The sequence below is a fragment of the Streptomyces thermovulgaris genome, from assembly GCF_002155915.1.
Taxonomy (GTDB): Bacteria; Actinomycetota; Actinomycetes; order Streptomycetales; family Streptomycetaceae; genus Streptomyces; species Streptomyces thermovulgaris.
Genome location: NZ_MUME01000262.1, coordinates 1 through 16,030 on the forward strand (window position 1 = coordinate 1; position 16,030 = coordinate 16,030).

Below are 16,030 nucleotides of genomic sequence, written 5' to 3' on the forward strand. Positions count from 1 at the left end.
TTTACGGGACAGCCCTTAGTTGACTGTGTGCAACTTGGTTAGTGGCTGGGTGGGTTGGAGGTCCGATCGCTCCGCGATCGGACCTGGGCCGGCTACAGGAGAGGGTGTGCTGAGGTGGCGCGGTCTTGCCGGCTGGATAGGTGGTGTAGCGTCAGATGCCTTGCTAGTGGAGGGAGTTGGTCTGTAGTCCGGCTCGGAGCTTGGAAAGGTCGACTGCTTTCAAGGTTTCAGAGCTCTGTTTTTTCGGAGTGATCCTCTTTCCCCGCTCCAGATGCTGAAGAGCCAAGCCGGGCGATGAGAGCACGACCGATCCGCTGAAGCTCCTCATCACTCTCAACGCTCTCGAACCAGCCACCACGCCGAGGCAGAGCCAACTGCTCACGAAGCAACGGCACAGCAGACACCGCAAAAGAACCCATACGATCCAGACAAGCCACAACATGATTAGCCGTCACAGGATTCCAAACCATAGCCCCCAATAGAACATCCAAAACAGCCGGCGCCTCAGCTTCACCGCCAATCTCCCACAGTGCAGCTGCACAATGCACCCGAACCCACTCGTAATCGTGCGTCAAAAGACCACGCAAACGCGGCAACGCAGCAGAAGCAGGCGGACCAATCTCACCAAGCAGATCAGCCGCATCACACACCCGGAAAGTAACCTCATCATCAAGGAAACCAAGCAGAAACGGCATAACCTCAGCAAGGTCACCGTCAATAGCCCACAGTGCGGCAACAGCAGCAGGCTGTACATGCGGATCCGTAGTAGTAGCCAGCGACCGAACCGCATCCCGCGCACCGGCCGCAGCAGGACCGAACACCCTCAACGCTTTCAAAGCCGACCGTATAACGCTGCGCTGCTCATAACGCATCGCAGCACCGAGCGCATCCATCATCACCGGAACTGCAGCCGGATCAGCCAACTTGGCCAAAGCGGAGAGGATCGCATTAGCGGTCATCTCAGTCCACTGCTGGGAAAGATCAACCCGACGCAAATGGTCGCACAGCCGGGGTACCATCTGGTCGGCCGCCTGCGGCAAACACCCCGCAACCTGAACCGCACGCCAGGCATCAACATCGCCATCCAGCGCAGCCAGCAAACTTGGCAGCACACGCACATCACCAAGACGTGCCAAAGCCTGAACGGCTTCCTGGTGGCCCCTGCGGACCCGTGGATCGGATGTGGCCCACACACCAGGGCCGTGCACCGCGCGCTGAGTATTGATGTAGGCGGCAAGAGCTTCCCGGGCAGGAGCAGCGATCGGGTGACAGGAATTCAAAACAGCCGCAGCCTCGGCGGCAACCTCCTGATCAGTTGTAGTGAGTTGATCAGCAACCAGCAAAAGGAGCCGGGTGTGATCCCCGCGCCATGCATGGACCAGCTCCCCGCACATACGAATCGCATCCAAACGCGAACCAGCATCAGGGCTGCGCAGCTGCTCTGCCAACACCGCCACACGCTCAAATACCCGGGCTTCCAGGGTTTCGTGAAAGGTGCGTAGCAGAGCCGTGGTCGGTGCGTGTACGCGTGTGTGTCGATCAAGATCTTCGAAGGCAGCGACGATCTGGGGCGCAACTGTGTCTGTGGATACTGTCGGGCGGCTCGGAGTCGGTGCGATGTCCCGCGCCGGTGTGGTGCGGTTGATCTCGCGCAACAGATCAACAGCAGTCGGTACAACATCTTCGCTTATCTTGTCCGGGGCGCAGCGGGTGCGCTGGACAAGGGCCGCGAGCCGGGTCACCGGTCCTTGAGCCGGGTCAGCAGCGAGCCCGGCGAGCCACTCCATCACCTGGTGAAAAGCTTCCGGCAGACGTAGTGCCGAGATGGCCGCCGCCTCGACTATCCGCAGCCGCGCTTCGACGTCGCGCTCGGCGACCAGCCGCTCCCGCAGTACCGCAAGGGCCTGTTCGGCGTCGTCGAGGAAGAGCCCGAGACCAGGGATCGCGGCCAAGCGCACGTCCGGCTCGGGGTCACGGGCAAGCTCGACGAATTTCGCACTCCGCTCACGCAGGAAGGCAATGGCCTGCGCGCAACCCATCGGGGGGTAGTACTCGATCTCGGTGCCGTCGTCTTCGAAGCCCCGGTCGAGGGACTCCCGGCCAATGCTGACCAGCAGTGCGACAACAGCGGCTCGGTCGGGCGTGGCATCGTCGGTGGCCAGCTCGAACAGGAAGGGCAGGCTGGCTGCCGTAGGCGGGTACACGCTGCCCTGGTGGTGGACCGCGCTGTAGAAACGGTTGAGGGCCTCGTGGCGTTCTTCAGCATCCGGGGAACGCAGCGCCCGCAGCAGCGCCGGTACCTCCTCAGCCGAGCCGTATGCGTGCTTCATCGACGCCCAGTCGATGTCATGAAGTCCGTCGAACATGATCAGAACCATGTCAGGCGGCACTGACAATGCCGGTTCATACCGGTTCGCTGCGTACTGACGCCCCCCTCACCCACGCCTCTTCTTTCAGGGGGCCGGCTGCTGCTGCGTCGTCCAGTCGTGCGGCTTTCGCTGCTCAGCTCCGTTCTTGCCACGAGTCATTTCTTCGGCCCCTTGTCTGCCTCTTTCTTCCTGTCACTGTGACTTGTCGGAGCAGGTGCCGCTCCATGCGAGCCCGCCAGATGCCCCAGCTGTTGGAGGAGTCCTGTGAGGTGAGGAGATGTCAGGACATCGACTGTGTCAATGATCATCCGCAGGGATGATGTAAGGCACGTTGGCGACCCGCGAGGATTACTTCGAAAGCGGAAAGCGGGTCACACAAGAGGGGAAGCTTTGCGCATCAAACGACTTGTCGGAGTAGTCCTCGGCGCTGCGCTGTTCATGGTCACCGCGGTGCCGACGGCGTCGGCCGGTACTGCGGTAACCGCTTCGCCGGCGGCCGGACCCTTAGATCGTGCCGCTCTGCGCACTACGCTGAATGCCGTCCATGAGGCGGGCATGTACGGCAGCTACTCGTCCGTCCGTGAGGGAACCGAGCGGTGGACCGGCGCGTCCGGGCTTGCCGACGTGGACACCGGGCGTCCGGTCGGACCCGGCATGCGGCACCGCGTGGGCAGCATCAGCAAGACGTTCACCGCCGTCGCGATTCTCCAGCAGGTGGAGCGGGGACGGATCCGGCTTGACGCGCCGATCGGTGAGTATCTTCCGGAGCTGGTCAGGGGAGAGCGGGGCCGGGAGGTGACCGTGCGGATGCTCCTCAACCACACCAGTGGGATCGGCGATTACCTTCTGGGGGCCTTCCCGTCTCTCGCCGAGGGCTCCACGGCCAGTCTCGACGAAGAACGCTTCCGTTCCATCCGGCCCGAGGAACTGGTGCGGCTCGGTCTGGCGGCACCCGCCACGGGGCGGCCCGGCGAGCAGCCGGGGTCGTACTCCAACACCAACTACGTGATCGCGGGGCTGATTCTGGAGAAGGTCACCGGTCAGGACGCCGGGACGTACATCACTCGCAACGTCATAGACCGGGCCGGGCTGCGTGCGACCTTCTATCCGCGCACCCCGTACATCAAGGGTCCGCACTCCCGGATGTACGAGTCGTTCTACGGTCTGATCGACCCGCCCCGTGATTACAGCGTCTACGACATGTCCTGGGCGTCCACTGCGGGAGCGATCGTCTCGACCACCGACGATCTGAACCGCTTCTACCGCGCTCTGCTGACCGGCAAATTGATCGGACCGGCCGCTCTGAACGAGATGCTGCGCACGGTTCCCGTCAGCGTCGGCGGCGGGGCCGGCATCGACTACGGCCTCGGCATCTATGTGATAGATCTGCCCGGCTGCGGTCGTTTCTGGGGGCATGACGGAGCGGTCTTCGGGGCCGGCACGATCGCGTTGTCCAGTCGTGACGGCAAGCGCCAGCTCGCCATGGGCTGGAACCTGATGAAGTACCAGCGCCTCAATGAAGAAGGCACGGCGCTGGAGCCGAGTCCGATCGACGATGCCATCAACGAACACATCGTCCAGGCGCTCTGCCAGGTCCCGGAGTCCCGTAAGTCGGCCGCGGTCATTCGGCATCCGCTTCCCGAGCGGCTGCTCGGAGTGGACCTCTCCTCCGGTCAGTGGTTCAGCAGCCGTGGCTGAGACCGGACCGTTCTGAGTGCGCGTAGGGGCCGAAACCGTTTCTCGGTGCCTTTGAGGGCGGTGCAGCAACCAACGTCGTGCAGAGTACTCGGTCCGCTGTCCGCCTCCGAGGAGATGGGCGCGGCTGTCTTCTCGCCGAGTCGTGGTGGCTCAGCTGTTTCCCGCGGTTGAGCCACCACGGTCGTTTGCCGACGGTGCCACGACAACCGTGATCGAGGGGAGTCCGGCTCACCTCGGTGGGGAGCACCGCTTCTTCCGTCGCTCCGGGGCATCGGCCGTGGCTGGGCCTGCGGTGCCCGCCAGCGCCTGAAGGAACCGAGACTCGTGTACAAAGCCTCTGCAGCAGCTGCTCCGTCGGGGCGCATAACAAGATCGAGAGAGTGAGCGAGATGAACGGCAGCGAACGCACTGCGGCCATCAGCCTGTCCAAGGTCCAGGATGTGGCACCCGGCCTGGTCGATCTCTACAAGACAGCCGGTGCGCGTATCCGTCACCATGGGCTGGAGGGGCTGCGCGCTGCGGTGTATCTCGTGCTGGACCGCTCGGGGTCCATGCGTCCGTACTACAAGGACGGCACCGTTCAGCACCTCGCCGAGCAGGTCCTGAGCCTGGCCGCGCACTTCGACGACGACGGAGCCGTGCCCGTGGTGTTCTTCTCCACCGATGTCGACGGCGTCACCACTCTCGAGCTCGGCGGCCACGAGGGGCGTATCGAAAAGCTGCACCAGGGCCTGGGGCACATGGGTCGCACGAACTACCACTGGGCCATGGACGCGGTCATCGACCACTACCTCGGCTCCGGCAGCCACGCTCCGGCTCTGGTGGTTTTCCAGACGGACGGCGGACCCACGAGCCGGCCTGCTGCCGAGCGTTTCCTGTGCAAGGCCGCGAGGCTTCCGTTGTTCTGGCAGTTCATCGGGTTCGGCGACCCGGACGACAACGAGTTCGCCTTTCTGCGCAAGCTCGACGACCTTGCCGTACCGGGGCGTCGTGTCGTGGACAACGCGGGTTTCTTCCATGCCGGCCGTGATCCCCGCGCCGTCGACGACCAGCTGTTGTACGACCGTCTTCTCGGGGAGTTCCCCGTCTGGCTGGCGGCTGCGCGCGAGGCTCGTATCCTGCGCTGAGGAGCTGCGTCACCGCCACATCGCTCGGTCGGATTCCTGGTGGGTCGTCGGCAATCGGCTTCGTCGGTTCCGGGTGTCCGTGAGGAGGGGCGCGTGTGGGGTGCTTGTGCGGTGGGTGGTCGTGAAGGAGCGGAAGTCTTTTGCAAAGGCGCTTTGGCTGTGAACTCCGCCCGTGGTGGCGAGGCCGCGGTGCGGTGGTTCCGCCGCTGTTCTTGCCGGTGAGGGCAGCGGGCTGACCTGTCCGCGCGGGGCCGCCGTCTCTCGTGGGTGCGTAGGTTCCCGATGGCCTCGATGCCATCGGGGTGCCGGCCGATTCGCGGTCATTGCTGATCGTGGGCATCATGAAGGTGTAGATCGCCCCAGACGCCGGGTCTTTCCAGCAAGTGGCCGGATCGGAGAGAACGGCATGAAACAGCGCGGACTGCTCACTTTGGCGGTAGGGCTGTGCACGGCCGCAGCACTGGGGCCGGCGGCACCGCATCCCGCCTTCGCCACCCCCGACCGCTGTTCCTACACATCACCGACGTATCAGCCCACGCTTACGCACGGTGACACCGGTGCGGCGGTCAAGCAGGCGCAGTGCCTGAGCAACAGGTGGGGAGGTGAGCCGCCCAAGCTGGCCCTCGACGGGGTGTTCGACTCGGCCATGCTGAAGAAGATCAAGTGGATCCAGGGCTGTCACGGCCTGCCGCAGAACGGTGTCATCAAGGGGCGTACCTGGCAGGTGCTGTACCACCCGGCTCTGGACTGTTACGACCCGTATCCCACCTGAGCATGGCATCAGTTAATTGTTTGCTTTAGTAATCTTGCTTGTGACTTTCTGGGGGTTTGGGGCGACGAGTAGAGGTCCGATTCGAGGAGCTCGGTCGTTGCGTTCGTGAAAGTTGGCGGAGGGCTCCTTTTCCTTGAGGCAGAAAACGCCCCCGGAGGGGCTGCCTGTGACGTCGTCCGGGCCGTCTCGGAGGGGGCCGCATCGTCCAGTAGAGCGGTCACCGGCGCGCTCGGGGTGCTGGGCTCGGGTCGGGGCGGTCAAGGGTGGGGACGGGCAGTCCGTCCGGCGCTCGCACCGCAGGCGGGTGTGAGGGCGGGGTTCCGTCGAGTGCGGTGCGGGGCCAATGATCGGGGCGTGCGGTACGCAGAGGGCGCAGCAGCACTGTGCCGGGTGGCTTGTGCTGGAGCACGGAGGGCCGCCGGCCGCAGGCGGGCGGTGGTCTTTTCCAGGCGTCGGCCTGCTTGAGCGTCGAGTGCCGGGGTTGCTTCCTCGCGGGTGATGAGGACCGGGGTCCGGGAGGTCGTTGTCTCGCTGTCGGGTCGGGGCGCGGCGGCCGGTGTGGCGGTTCTTGTCGCAGGGCGCGAGGCGTCGGCTGCCGTGGGCTGGGCCGTTGTTGCGGTGCACGGCGTTCGCGGCTTTGCGGGTGACGGTTCGTCGGGGGGCGTGGTTCTCGGTTGCTCCGGGCGGTGGGCGGCGTCTGCCCTCGACGTGTCCTGAGCGCTGGTCGGCTGCGGTGACTTTCGGTCAACTGTGGTTGGAGCAGCGGCAGATCGGTGTGTTCGGCATCCGCGTGGGCGATGTCGACACCGAAGATTCACGTCAATCCATTATCAAGCGCTTGCTGAGCAGATACCTTTCTTCTTGCCGGTGGCAGGACGGAGTCATCCGGTCGTTCCTGCCTGCCCGGAGTACCGCCGCACACCGTTCAGCCTGTTTTCAGCCATCACGCCTATCTCTCGGACCGCCGGAAGGAAGCGTCTTGAACGCTCGGAAATGCCGCACCACGGTAGCCGCCGTATCCGTCGCAGGGCTCATGGCGCCGCTGCTGCTGATCGGGGCGGGCACCGCCTCCGCCCACAGTGCCCCCGCCAAGGAGGCTGCCAAGCTCTCGAGGAAACTCGTGAAGAAGAGCAACGCCCAGGATGCCTACAGACATCTGAGACAGTTTCAGCAAATCGCCGACAGGAACGGGAACACCCGGGTGGCCGGGTCGGAGGGGCACCGGCAGTCGGCCCAGTACGTCGAAGGACTGCTGCAAAAGGCCGGGTACTCGGTGACCCGGCACGCGTTCGACTACCCGTTCTCCGAGACACTGGCGCAGAGTCTGCGGGTGGTGTCGCCGCAGCAGCAGGACATCCCGGTGAACGCCATGACGTACTCCGCCAGCAGCCCGGTCGGCGGCATCACCGCTCCGGTCGCGGTGGTGCCGGTCGACGACACCACCGGCTGCGAGCCGGAGGACTACGCCTCGGGGACGTTCACCGGCAAAATCGCGCTGATCCGGCGCGGCGGCTGCACCTTTGCGGAGAAGCAGGCGGCCGCCGCCGATGCGGGTGCGGTCGGTGCGATCGTCTACAACAACACCGAGGGCGCGCTCAACGGCACCCTGGGAGAACCGTCCGTCGCCAGGATCCCGGTCGGCGGTGTCACGCAGAAGGACGGCGAGGAGCTCGCGGCCAAGGCCGCTGCCGGCACTGTGACCGTCAACCTGGAGATCCGCACCTTCGTGGAGACCCGGCGCACCTACAACGTGATCGCCGAGACCAGGGGCGGCGACCCTCGCAATGTGGTGATGTTCGGTGCCCATCTGGACTCGGTGGCGGAGGGGCCGGGCATCAACGACAACGGGTCCGGCTCCGCCGGCATCCTCGAGGTGGCCCTGAAACTCGCCCACCAGAAGACCAAGAACAAGGTGCGTTTCGCCTGGTGGTCGGCCGAGGAGTTCGGTCTGCTGGGTTCGGAGGCGTACGTCGGCAGTCTCTCGGCGGCGGACCGCGCGAAGATCAAGCTGTATCTGAACTTCGACATGATCGCCTCGCCGAACTACGTCCAGTTCGTCTACGACGGCGACGACTCCGACCAGGTCGGTGCCGGTCCCGGCCCGGAGGGCTCGGCGCAGCTGGAGCGTCAGATCACCGACTACCTGGACAGCCGGCGCATCCCGTACGAGGGCACCGACTTCACCGGCCGGTCGGACTACGGGCCGTTCATCGAGGCGGGCATCCCCTCGGGCGGCACCTTCACCGGTGCCGAGGGCATCAAGACGGCCGAGCAGGCGAAGGTGTACGGCGGCAAGGCCGGTGTCGCGTACGACCCCTGCTACCACGAGGCGTGCGACACGCTGAAGAACATCAACATGAAGGCGTTCGACGTCAACATCGACGTCATCGCCAACGCGGTGGGCCAGTACGCCTGGGACACCAGCATCCTGAGCAAGCCGGTGAAGCCGCGGAACACCAAGGGTTCGGCGGGCAGCGGCGGCGGCCTGCACGAGGGGCACGGCCACGAGGTCACCGAGTAACTCCCGCTCCCGTGCGCGCAGGGGCCGGCGTCTGCGCCGGCCCCTGCTGCCTGAGTGGAACACGTGCAGGAAATCCTGGCTCCTCGTCGGAGACGGGGAGCCGGCGCGTGGTGCGTTCACCGGGCGTAGGGTGGGGTCATGGCCGCGTACGAGCACCTCACGGTGGCGGCTCACGGAGGATGTGCCCGGGTCACCCTGAATCACCCCGAGCGCAGGAACGCCCTGAGCCGGGGCATGCTCCAGGAGCTGCACAAGGCCTTCACCGAGGTGGCCGATTCCCCGGCCACGGGTGTCGTGCTGGCGGCGCAGGGGCCGGTCTTCTGCTCCGGGCACGACTTCGCCGACGTCCTTGCCGCGGACTCCGACGGCATCCGGGAGCTGCTGGAGCTGTGCACCGGTGTGATGCAGCTGATCCACTGCGTGCCGCAGGTCGTGGTGGCCCGGGTGCACGCACTGGCCACGGCTGCCGGGTGCCAATTGGTGGCGACCTGCGATCTGGCGGTGGCCGGGCAGTCCGCCGGGTTCGCCCTTCCCGGGGGCAGGGGAGGCTGGTTCTGCCACACCCCCGCCGTTCCGGTGGCCCGTTCGATCGGGCGCAAGAGGCTCATGGAGATGGCCCTCACCGGCGACGTGATCGACGCCCGTACCGCCGCCGACTGGGGACTGGTCAATCGGGCGGTCCCCGACGAGGAGCTGGACACGGCCGTCGAAGAGCTGCTGCTGCGCGCCACCCGCGGCAGCCCGGCCAGCAAGGCACTGGGCAAACGGGCCCTCTACGCCCAGCTGGACCGCCCGGAGAGCGACGCCTACGAGATCGCCGGTGAGGTCATGGCCGCTTCCTCCCAGTCCCCGGCGGCCCGCGAGGGCATCGCCTCCTTCTTCGGGAAGCGGGCGCCCGAGTGGCCTGAATGAAGGCGGCCGCCGGCTTCCAGGTGCGGCTTGTGTCAATGACTGCGACCGTATGGGTGAGGGGGACGTACGGGGCTGGCGAGGACGGAGGCGGCCGGCGTGCTGAGGGCGGATCCCACGCTCCTGCGAGAGCTGGTCGAGCGGTGCGGGGCGCTCAGGCAGCGCCCGGCGTCCGGTGACGACGCGAGGACCGCGCGCCGGCCCGGGAGCGTGACGCAGGCCCCGTGCGGGGTCACGGGCATCCGCCGCACGGATGCGGCGCCGCACGGGGCGCTGTGTGCGGCGCGCGGGCGGCCGGCCGGCGCCACACGGCATCCGAGCAGCCTCTTCGTCGCCGAGCAGGGCGGTCGGCAACGCCTCACGGGAGTCAGGTGGAAACAGCCATGAGTGTGCACTCGTCGTCGGCCTCGCGGGACGTACTGCCTCTTCTGTCACCGATGCATGCGGTGATCGGTCCGCTGCCCCCACCGGAGACCGAGGCGGAGTATGCGTACGAGACGCTGTGGAACGGTGCCCGGGTCCTCGTCCATCTGCCCGGCGACGGCACCGTCTGCCTGCTCTCGGCGACGGGGCTGGACGTCACCGCCCAGTACCCGGAATTCCGGTCGCTGGCCTCCGCGCTGCCCGTTCTGGAGGCGGTGCTCGACGCCGAGATCGTCGCTCTGGACGGCCGGGGCCGTCCCTCGGTGGAGCGGTTGCAGCAGCGGATGAGCCTGCGCCATCCGGATGCGGTCGCCCACGCGACCCGGGATCTGCCCGTCCAGCTGACGATCTTCGACATCCTCTACCTGGGTGAGCCCACGGTGCAGCTGCCCTACACCTCGCGCCGGGATCTGCTGGACGATCTCAATCTGGCCGGGCCCAATGTCGCCGTACCCGCCGCGTGGCCCGCGCTCGCCTCCGAGGCTTTCGAGCAAGCCGTCCGGGAAGGCTTCGACGGCGTGGTCGCCAAACGGCTCACCAGCCCCTATCTGCCCGGACGCCGCTCCCGCGACTGGATCAAGATCAAGCAGGGTGACGCGGAGGCCTGAGCGGCACAGCGCGGTTCGTCCCCTGTACAAAGGGGGGTACGCACTTGCCCGCCGATCACGCCGAGGTCGCTCATGCCCGCCCAGCAGCCGAGTCCTGCCGTGGCCGGCGCGCCGCCCCCGGTCCTGCCTCGTCGCGGCAGCGGTGGGACGGCAGACGCCCCCTGCGGCGGTGTCCCTGCTCCGGGGAAGCCGGCTCCGGGGGAGATCAACTCGTTGGTCTGGCGTGTTGCCGGGGATCCGCTGGTCGCGGCGTCCGGGGAGGGCGTGCTGTCCGGCCTGCGGGTCGCGGTGAAGGATCTCTTCGCCGTCGCCGGCCATGCGATCGGGGCGGGAAATCCGGCGTGGCTGCGCAAGGCGCCGGTCGAGTCCGCCCACGCCGCGGCCGTTCAGGTCCTGCTGCGGGCGGGGGCGGACATCGCCGGTGTCGCACGGACCGACGAGCTGGCCTACGGCCTGTCCGGGATCAACACGCACTACGGGATGCCGCCGAACCCCGCGGCTCCCGGGCGGGTGCCCGGAGGGTCGTCGAGCGGCCCGGCCAGCGCCGTCGCCCTGGGGCTGGCCGACATCGGCCTGGGCACCGACACGGCGGGCTCGGTGCGGGTGCCGACCTCCTACTGCGGGCTGTACAGCCTGCGGCCGACCCACGGTCTGGTCCCGGACACCGGCCTGATCGGTCTCGCTCCCTCGTTCGACACCGTGAGCTGGATCACCCGGACGCCACACCTGCTCGGCCGGGTGTCCGACGTGCTTCTTCCGCGGTGTTCCGCTCGGCCGGTCGAACGGCTGCTCCTGGCCATGGACCTGTTCGACCTGGTGGACCCGGCGCTGCGGCAGCCGCTGCTCGATGCGGCCCGCGCGTGGGCGGACCGGCTGGCCGTCCCGCTGCAGCCGGGGAGCAGCACCTGTGCCGCCCGTCTGGAGGAGTGGGCGGAGGCACTGGGGGTCCTCCAGGCCGCAGAGATGTGGCATCTGCACGGCAGCTGGCTGCAGGCGCACCACGAGGCCGTCTCGCCTCTTGTCGCGAGTGCCGTCGCCGCGGGCGAGGACATGCCGGCCGAGTATCTCGCGTGGGCGCGGGACACCGTGAGCCGGGCGCGGGATGTGCTCGCCGAGCTGATCCCGCCCGGGACCGCGCTCGTGCAGCCGGCGACCCCGACGGAGGCTCCCCCGCCCGGCCCGGCCGTCACCGGCGTGGCGCTGCGCACCGCGACCGTGCAGCTGGTCTGTGCGGCGAGCGTGGCGGGTCTGCCGGTCCTGACCCTGCCCGGGGTGCGGGGTCCGGCCGGTCCCGTCGGGCTCAGCCTCGTCGCGGCCTCCGGAAGCGACCGGGCCCTGATCGGTGCACTCGCCGGCTGTGCCGACGGCTCCACGGTTCCGGAGCCCCTGCCCGTCTTCCTGCCGGATGCGTGACCCTTTCTTGGCGGGCGTACCGGCCGGCGGCGCGTCACCTGTGCGGTGACGGCCGTGTGCCGGATGCGCGGGTCCTCGCATCGTGGAGCCTCGGCGACGGCTGCCGTTGCGGGACCGCGTCGTCGGATCATGCGGACTTCCGTCGTCGCGTCTGTCGTGCACGGGCCGGGGTTTCACCGGCCTCCAGGGCGGTGGGGTTTTCGGCCTCCGTATCGCGCCGTCCCTGACCCGGGGGCGCTCCCCCTTGCAAGGGGTTGTGCGGCTGGGTGGGGCAGTCGTGTGCCGTGCCGGCCGGCGGCGAGGCCGGCCGGACGGTCCGTGCCGGTGGTCCGGTGCGGACCGTCCGGTCAGCCGATGCGTTCGGCGACGGTGCGCAGGGTCCGGGCAAGAGCGGTGCCGGCCGTGGCATCGGTGAGGACCACGAGCGGGGGCCTGACACCCTCCAGCGCGACGAGCCGGGCGATCTCGTACGCGACGGCTCCGCAGCCGGAGAACCCGCCCAGCACGAGCAGCCGGCCCGCCTCGGTCAGGGGCCGCAGGGCGCGAAAGCCGGCGTGCGCTGCTCCACCGGGCGGGGAGGGCAGCAGGACGATCTCCTCGGGGCCCCTGTAGGCCCGGGCGAGCCGGTCGTACAGGGAACGGGGGATTCCCGGGCTCTGCACGAGGCAGACGGCTCCCGCGTCCGGGTGCGCGGCGTGGCGCAGCGTCACCAGGGCGGGCGGTGCGAAGGTGCCGTCCCGGGCGGGGTCCGGTGTGCCGGGTCCTGCGGGGGTTTCCTCCTGCGCCGTGGTGTGCGGCGGGGGCGGTGGGACGCCGGCCGGCGGGAATCTTCCGGACGGCGGCATGCCAACCGCGGGCGGGGCGGCGGGCAGGAGTTCCAGGATCTCGGCGAGGGGCGTGTACGGGTCGGCCCTGCGGGGGAGTTCGCCCAGCAGCAGTGCGCTGTGCGTCAGCACCTCGGTGGCGTCGGCGAGACGGGCGCGGTCGTGGCAGGCGGTCAGGACGAGTCCGCCGTCGCTGTCGTGGTGGGCGACGACGGTGAGCGGGAACGCGGTGCGGACGCCCAGGGACTCGGGCGGGTCCACGGCGAATCCCTGGGCGGCGCACGCGGCGGCCAGGCCGTCCGTGCCACGCGGTGGGTTCTCGACGACGAGCAGGGTGTCGCCGGGATCGCCGGCGTCCCCGGTCCAGGAGCGGATCTGACCGGCGGACACCCACTCGTAGGCGGCCATGTCCAGGGCCCGGTCGCGCACCTGGGCGAGCAGCTCGGGCACGCTGGAGCGGGGGTCGACCACGAGGGACAGCGGAAGCGGGCTGCGCAGCGCGCCGGGCATGTACTCCACGCCGTCGAAGGGGATGCCGCGGCCGGACACGGTCGTGCTGAAGCGGACCGGTGCCACGTCCCGGGCGCCGCCGGACCGGTACAGCAGCAGGGCCCAGGCGGCCTGCAGAGCGCCGCTTTCGGTGCTGCCCCAGTGCGCCGCCCACGTGGTGAGCCCTTCGGTCTGGTCCGCGGTGAGCCTCAGCCGGGTGCGGCCGGTGCCGGTGCCGCCGCCGGCCTCGGGGCGGGCGGGCCAGGTGGCCGCCGGCCCCGGGTGCAGGATCCGCGACCACAGCTCGCGGGCCGGTGCGGTGTCCCGGCCGGCGAGCCAGCGGGTGTAGTCGCCGAGGTCGGGGCGCCGTTCGCCGCCCGGCAGCCGGCCGCCCGCCAGGTAGGCGCGGTAGAACTCCCGCACCAGCAGGCGTGCGCTCCAGCCGTCGAGCAGGGCGTGGTGGTAGGTGAGGAGCACCCGGGCGGGTGCGCCGCCGTCCCGGCCCGCGGGTCCGCCGCCCAGGACGGTGATGCGCAGGGGGCCGGGGCGGCGGACGTCGATGCCGCGGCGGCGGTCGCGTCCGACCAGCGTGTGCCAGGCCACGGCGCCGTGGGGGACCCGCACCACGTCGGCCGTGACCCGGTCGTGCAGGACGATCCGCGGCTCGGGTCCGTCGTCGATGGCGGCGCGCAGCACGCTCTCCCGGTCGACCACGGACTGCCAGGCGGAGGTGAAGCGTTCGAGGTCGAGGGGGCCGTACCAGGCCCAGGTGAGCTGTTCGACCTGGTGGTCGGTGCCGGGGTGGGCGTCGGCGTCGGCGATCAGTTCGCGCTGGAGCGGGGGCGCCGGGAAGGAGCGGGCGGTCGGCGTGTCCGGGACCTTGTGGGTGAGCAGGTCGGCGAGCCGGCCGGCCGGGAAGGCCTCCCGGGCGGTCGCACCGTGCGTGGTGAGCCGCAGCGTGTGGCGGCCGGGCCCGTGCCGGTGCACCCGGTGGTGCCAGGCGGGTGCGCCCGTGTGCGCGGCGGCGAGGCGGGCGAGCGCCGCCTCGAGCCGGGCGGTCTCCAGGGGACCGCTGAGTTCGAGGACGGGGGCGTCACCGGGCGGGCGTCCGGGGTCGATGACGACGGTCAGCGCCCCCTTCCGCGGCGGGAGCTGCGGTGGTACGGGTGAGGAGTGGCCGTCGGTCATCGTCTGTCCGGGGCGCGCCCGTCCGGTGGCCGCGGGTGCGGCGGGCCGGTGTGTCCGGCCTTCGCCCGCGGTTGCGGAGGAACCCCTCCCTCCCCTCTTCTGAGCACTGGACGAGTGTGCGAAGGTCCGCTCCTGGAGGTCCGGTGCGGCGCCTGTGCGGGGGTGATGGCGGGGGCTGTCGGCGCCGCGGCCGGGCCGGTGGGCGGTGTGCGGCCCCCGGGCGCGGACGCGTGGCCGGCGTGCGGGGGCGATCGGGGCGGCCGGGCGGTTTTCGCAGTGCTCGGGCCGCGGCCCCGGTCGCGCGCCGTGCGGGGGACGGCGGCGCGCAACCGGGGAGTGCGGGGACGGGGGCGCGCCGGAAGAGGTGCGGTGCCGGTGCACCGGGGATTCCCACCGCGGCCTCCTCGTCGTCGCGCCCGGACCCGTCATCCGCACGGTAGTGGGCGCGCGGGGGTCCGTCCCGGTTTCTCCAGCGGTTCTGGAAGGTTCCGCGAGCGTCTCTCAGGCGGCCGGGAAGGCCGCGGGGCCGGCCCGTCAGGGGTCGAGCAGGTCCGCCACGGCGCCGATGAGGCCCTCGTCGGCCATGGTGTGCGCGGCCGTGCCGCGGGAGGTGTCCAGGCCCGCGTCGTGGCAGGCGATGCTGAGCAGGTAGCGGCCGAGGACACGGCGGGTCGCGAACGCCCATTCGTCGCCGGCGGCGGGGGCGCCGTCGGGGGCGTGCAGGGTCCTGCCGTCGGCGCCGAAGCCGAACTCGGTGAAGCCGAGCCGCATGCCCTGGCCGAGCGCCTTGGTGTAGGCCTCCTTCAGCGTCCACAGCCGCAGCAGCGCGGCCGCCCGCTCCGCCTCGGGGAGCCGTTCCAGCCGTGCGCGTTCGGCGGGGGTGCACATGTGGCCCTGCAGGAGGCCGACGTCCGTCGCCCGGTCCACGGGTTCGGCGTCGACCCCGATCCGGCCGTTGCGGCTGACGCCGACGGCGATCAGCTCCTCGGTGTGGGTGAGGTTCACGTCGATCTGGTCGAGGCCGCGCAGGTAGGGCCGCCCGCCGATCCGGTACGCCAGGTCCAGGTCGGCGGGGTCGGCCTCCAGGACGGCGGCGGCCGTGAACTTGACGGCCAGGCGGGAGGCGGCGAAGCGGTGGCGGACGGCGGGGTCGGGGATGCCGCGGTAGCGCTGCCAGTCGCGCCCCAGCAGGGGGCGCAGCGCGGGGTGGGCGACGGTCGCGCCGAGCCATTCGCCCCAGGTGGTGTGCACCACCGCGTTGCCGCGCTGCTCCATGTCCTCCCACACCTGGTGCCAGGGGCCGTCGGGTCCGCCGACGTGGACCGGGGTGCTGATGCGGTCGGCGCCGCCCGGCTCCGGAAGGGGTGTTCCGGCCGGCCGGTGGCCGGTGGTCGTCGGCTCGGTTTCCGTCAAGGGTCCACCTTTCCGTGTCACTGGGCGAGCGCCGTGGCGTGGAGGTCGTAGCCGCGGCCCGACCGGTACCGGCGAAGGAGCTCGTCCAGTACGTGTTCCCGGCAGTCGCGGGGCGGTTCGGGCACCGGCATTCCGAGCCGCTCGCCGAGCCGGGACAGGGCGAGAACGGCCCAGGCGGGGTCGGTGAGGAACGGGTCCGTGCCGTCCTGCCGCTCCCAGACGCCGAGGACGGCGGCGGCTCCCACGACGAGGCTGTAGCGGTTGCCGAGAGCGCGG

Annotated in this window: 10 protein-coding genes and 1 pseudogene; 7 read left to right on the top strand and 4 right to left on the bottom strand. The window is 69.7% G+C overall.

Translation table 11 applies throughout. From position 1 onward, the window contains the following. Positions 1 to 227: 227 nt before the first annotated feature. Positions 228 to 2,366, bottom strand: coding sequence for a HEAT repeat domain-containing protein (locus CCN35_RS19980; protein ID WP_245863290.1), 2,139 nt, complete (start codon positions 2,364 to 2,366; stop codon positions 228 to 230). Positions 2,367 to 2,759: 393 nt separating this feature from the next. Between CCN35_RS19980 and CCN35_RS19985 the strand changes: the two genes are divergently transcribed. The 7 genes from CCN35_RS19985 to CCN35_RS20015 all read left to right on the top strand — a co-directional run bounded on the left by CCN35_RS19985 (position 2,760) and on the right by CCN35_RS20015 (position 11,840). Beyond that, entirely contained in the window at positions 2,760 to 4,067 is a 1,308-nt protein-coding gene (locus CCN35_RS19985; protein WP_169721378.1) for a serine hydrolase domain-containing protein, read from the top strand. Positions 4,068 to 4,456: 389 nt separating this feature from the next. Beyond that, positions 4,457 to 5,194: a vWA domain-containing protein gene (locus tag CCN35_RS19990; protein ID WP_086793791.1), complete on the top strand. Its 738-nt coding sequence runs from the start codon at positions 4,457 to 4,459 to the stop codon at positions 5,192 to 5,194. A gap of 406 nt (positions 5,195 to 5,600) precedes the next feature. Continuing rightward, on the top strand, positions 5,601 to 5,966 hold the full coding sequence (locus CCN35_RS27795; protein WP_107470497.1) for a peptidoglycan-binding domain-containing protein: 366 nt from the start codon (positions 5,601 to 5,603) through the stop codon (positions 5,964 to 5,966). Positions 5,967 to 6,945: 979 nt separating this feature from the next. After that, positions 6,946 to 8,487, top strand: coding sequence for a M28 family metallopeptidase (locus CCN35_RS19995; RefSeq protein WP_086793792.1), 1,542 nt, complete (start codon positions 6,946 to 6,948; stop codon positions 8,485 to 8,487). Between the two features lie 138 nt (positions 8,488 to 8,625). Next, positions 8,626 to 9,399, top strand: coding sequence for an enoyl-CoA hydratase-related protein (locus tag CCN35_RS20000; protein ID WP_086793794.1), 774 nt, complete (start codon positions 8,626 to 8,628; stop codon positions 9,397 to 9,399). Positions 9,400 to 9,779: 380 nt separating this feature from the next. Further along, positions 9,780 to 10,427, top strand: coding sequence for an ATP-dependent DNA ligase (locus CCN35_RS20010; protein ID WP_079130029.1), 648 nt, complete (start codon positions 9,780 to 9,782; stop codon positions 10,425 to 10,427). A gap of 213 nt (positions 10,428 to 10,640) precedes the next feature. Further along, positions 10,641 to 11,840: an amidase family protein gene (locus CCN35_RS20015; protein WP_245863292.1), complete on the top strand. Its 1,200-nt coding sequence runs from the start codon at positions 10,641 to 10,643 to the stop codon at positions 11,838 to 11,840. A gap of 347 nt (positions 11,841 to 12,187) precedes the next feature. On the opposite strand, the gene CCN35_RS20020 is transcribed toward CCN35_RS20015, so the two are convergent. From CCN35_RS20020 to CCN35_RS28445, 3 genes and pseudogenes are all read right to left on the bottom strand, one after another. Further along, positions 12,188 to 14,341 carry a condensation domain-containing protein gene (locus tag CCN35_RS20020; protein ID WP_086793798.1) on the bottom strand — a complete coding sequence of 718 codons (2,154 nt, stop codon included), beginning with the start codon at positions 14,339 to 14,341 and terminating at the stop codon, positions 12,188 to 12,190. 534 nt (positions 14,342 to 14,875) lie between these two features. After that, the gene (locus CCN35_RS20025; RefSeq protein ID WP_086793800.1) at positions 14,876 to 15,754 is read right to left on the bottom strand and encodes a 4'-phosphopantetheinyl transferase superfamily protein; all 879 of its coding nucleotides are present in this window, start codon (positions 15,752 to 15,754) and stop codon (positions 14,876 to 14,878) included. Positions 15,755 to 15,771: 17 nt separating this feature from the next. After that, a pseudogene (locus tag CCN35_RS28445) lies at positions 15,772 to 16,030 on the bottom strand (acyl-CoA dehydrogenase); the annotation flags it as partial.

What these genes read in the sequence shown, in the direction of transcription:
- CCN35_RS19980 (WP_245863290.1), bottom strand. Translation starts at nt 2,366, where the DNA reads ATGTTCGACGGACTTCATGACATCGACTGGGCGTCGATGAAGCACGCA.
- CCN35_RS19990 (WP_086793791.1), top strand. Translation starts at nt 4,457, where the DNA reads ATGAACGGCAGCGAACGCACTGCGGCCATCAGCCTGTCCAAGGTCCAG.
- CCN35_RS27795 (WP_107470497.1), top strand. Translation starts at nt 5,601, where the DNA reads ATGAAACAGCGCGGACTGCTCACTTTGGCGGTAGGGCTGTGCACGGCC.
- CCN35_RS20000 (WP_086793794.1), top strand. Translation starts at nt 8,626, where the DNA reads ATGGCCGCGTACGAGCACCTCACGGTGGCGGCTCACGGAGGATGTGCC.
- CCN35_RS20010 (WP_079130029.1), top strand. Translation starts at nt 9,780, where the DNA reads ATGAGTGTGCACTCGTCGTCGGCCTCGCGGGACGTACTGCCTCTTCTG.
- CCN35_RS20020 (WP_086793798.1), bottom strand. Translation starts at nt 14,341, where the DNA reads ATGACCGACGGCCACTCCTCACCCGTACCACCGCAGCTCCCGCCGCGG.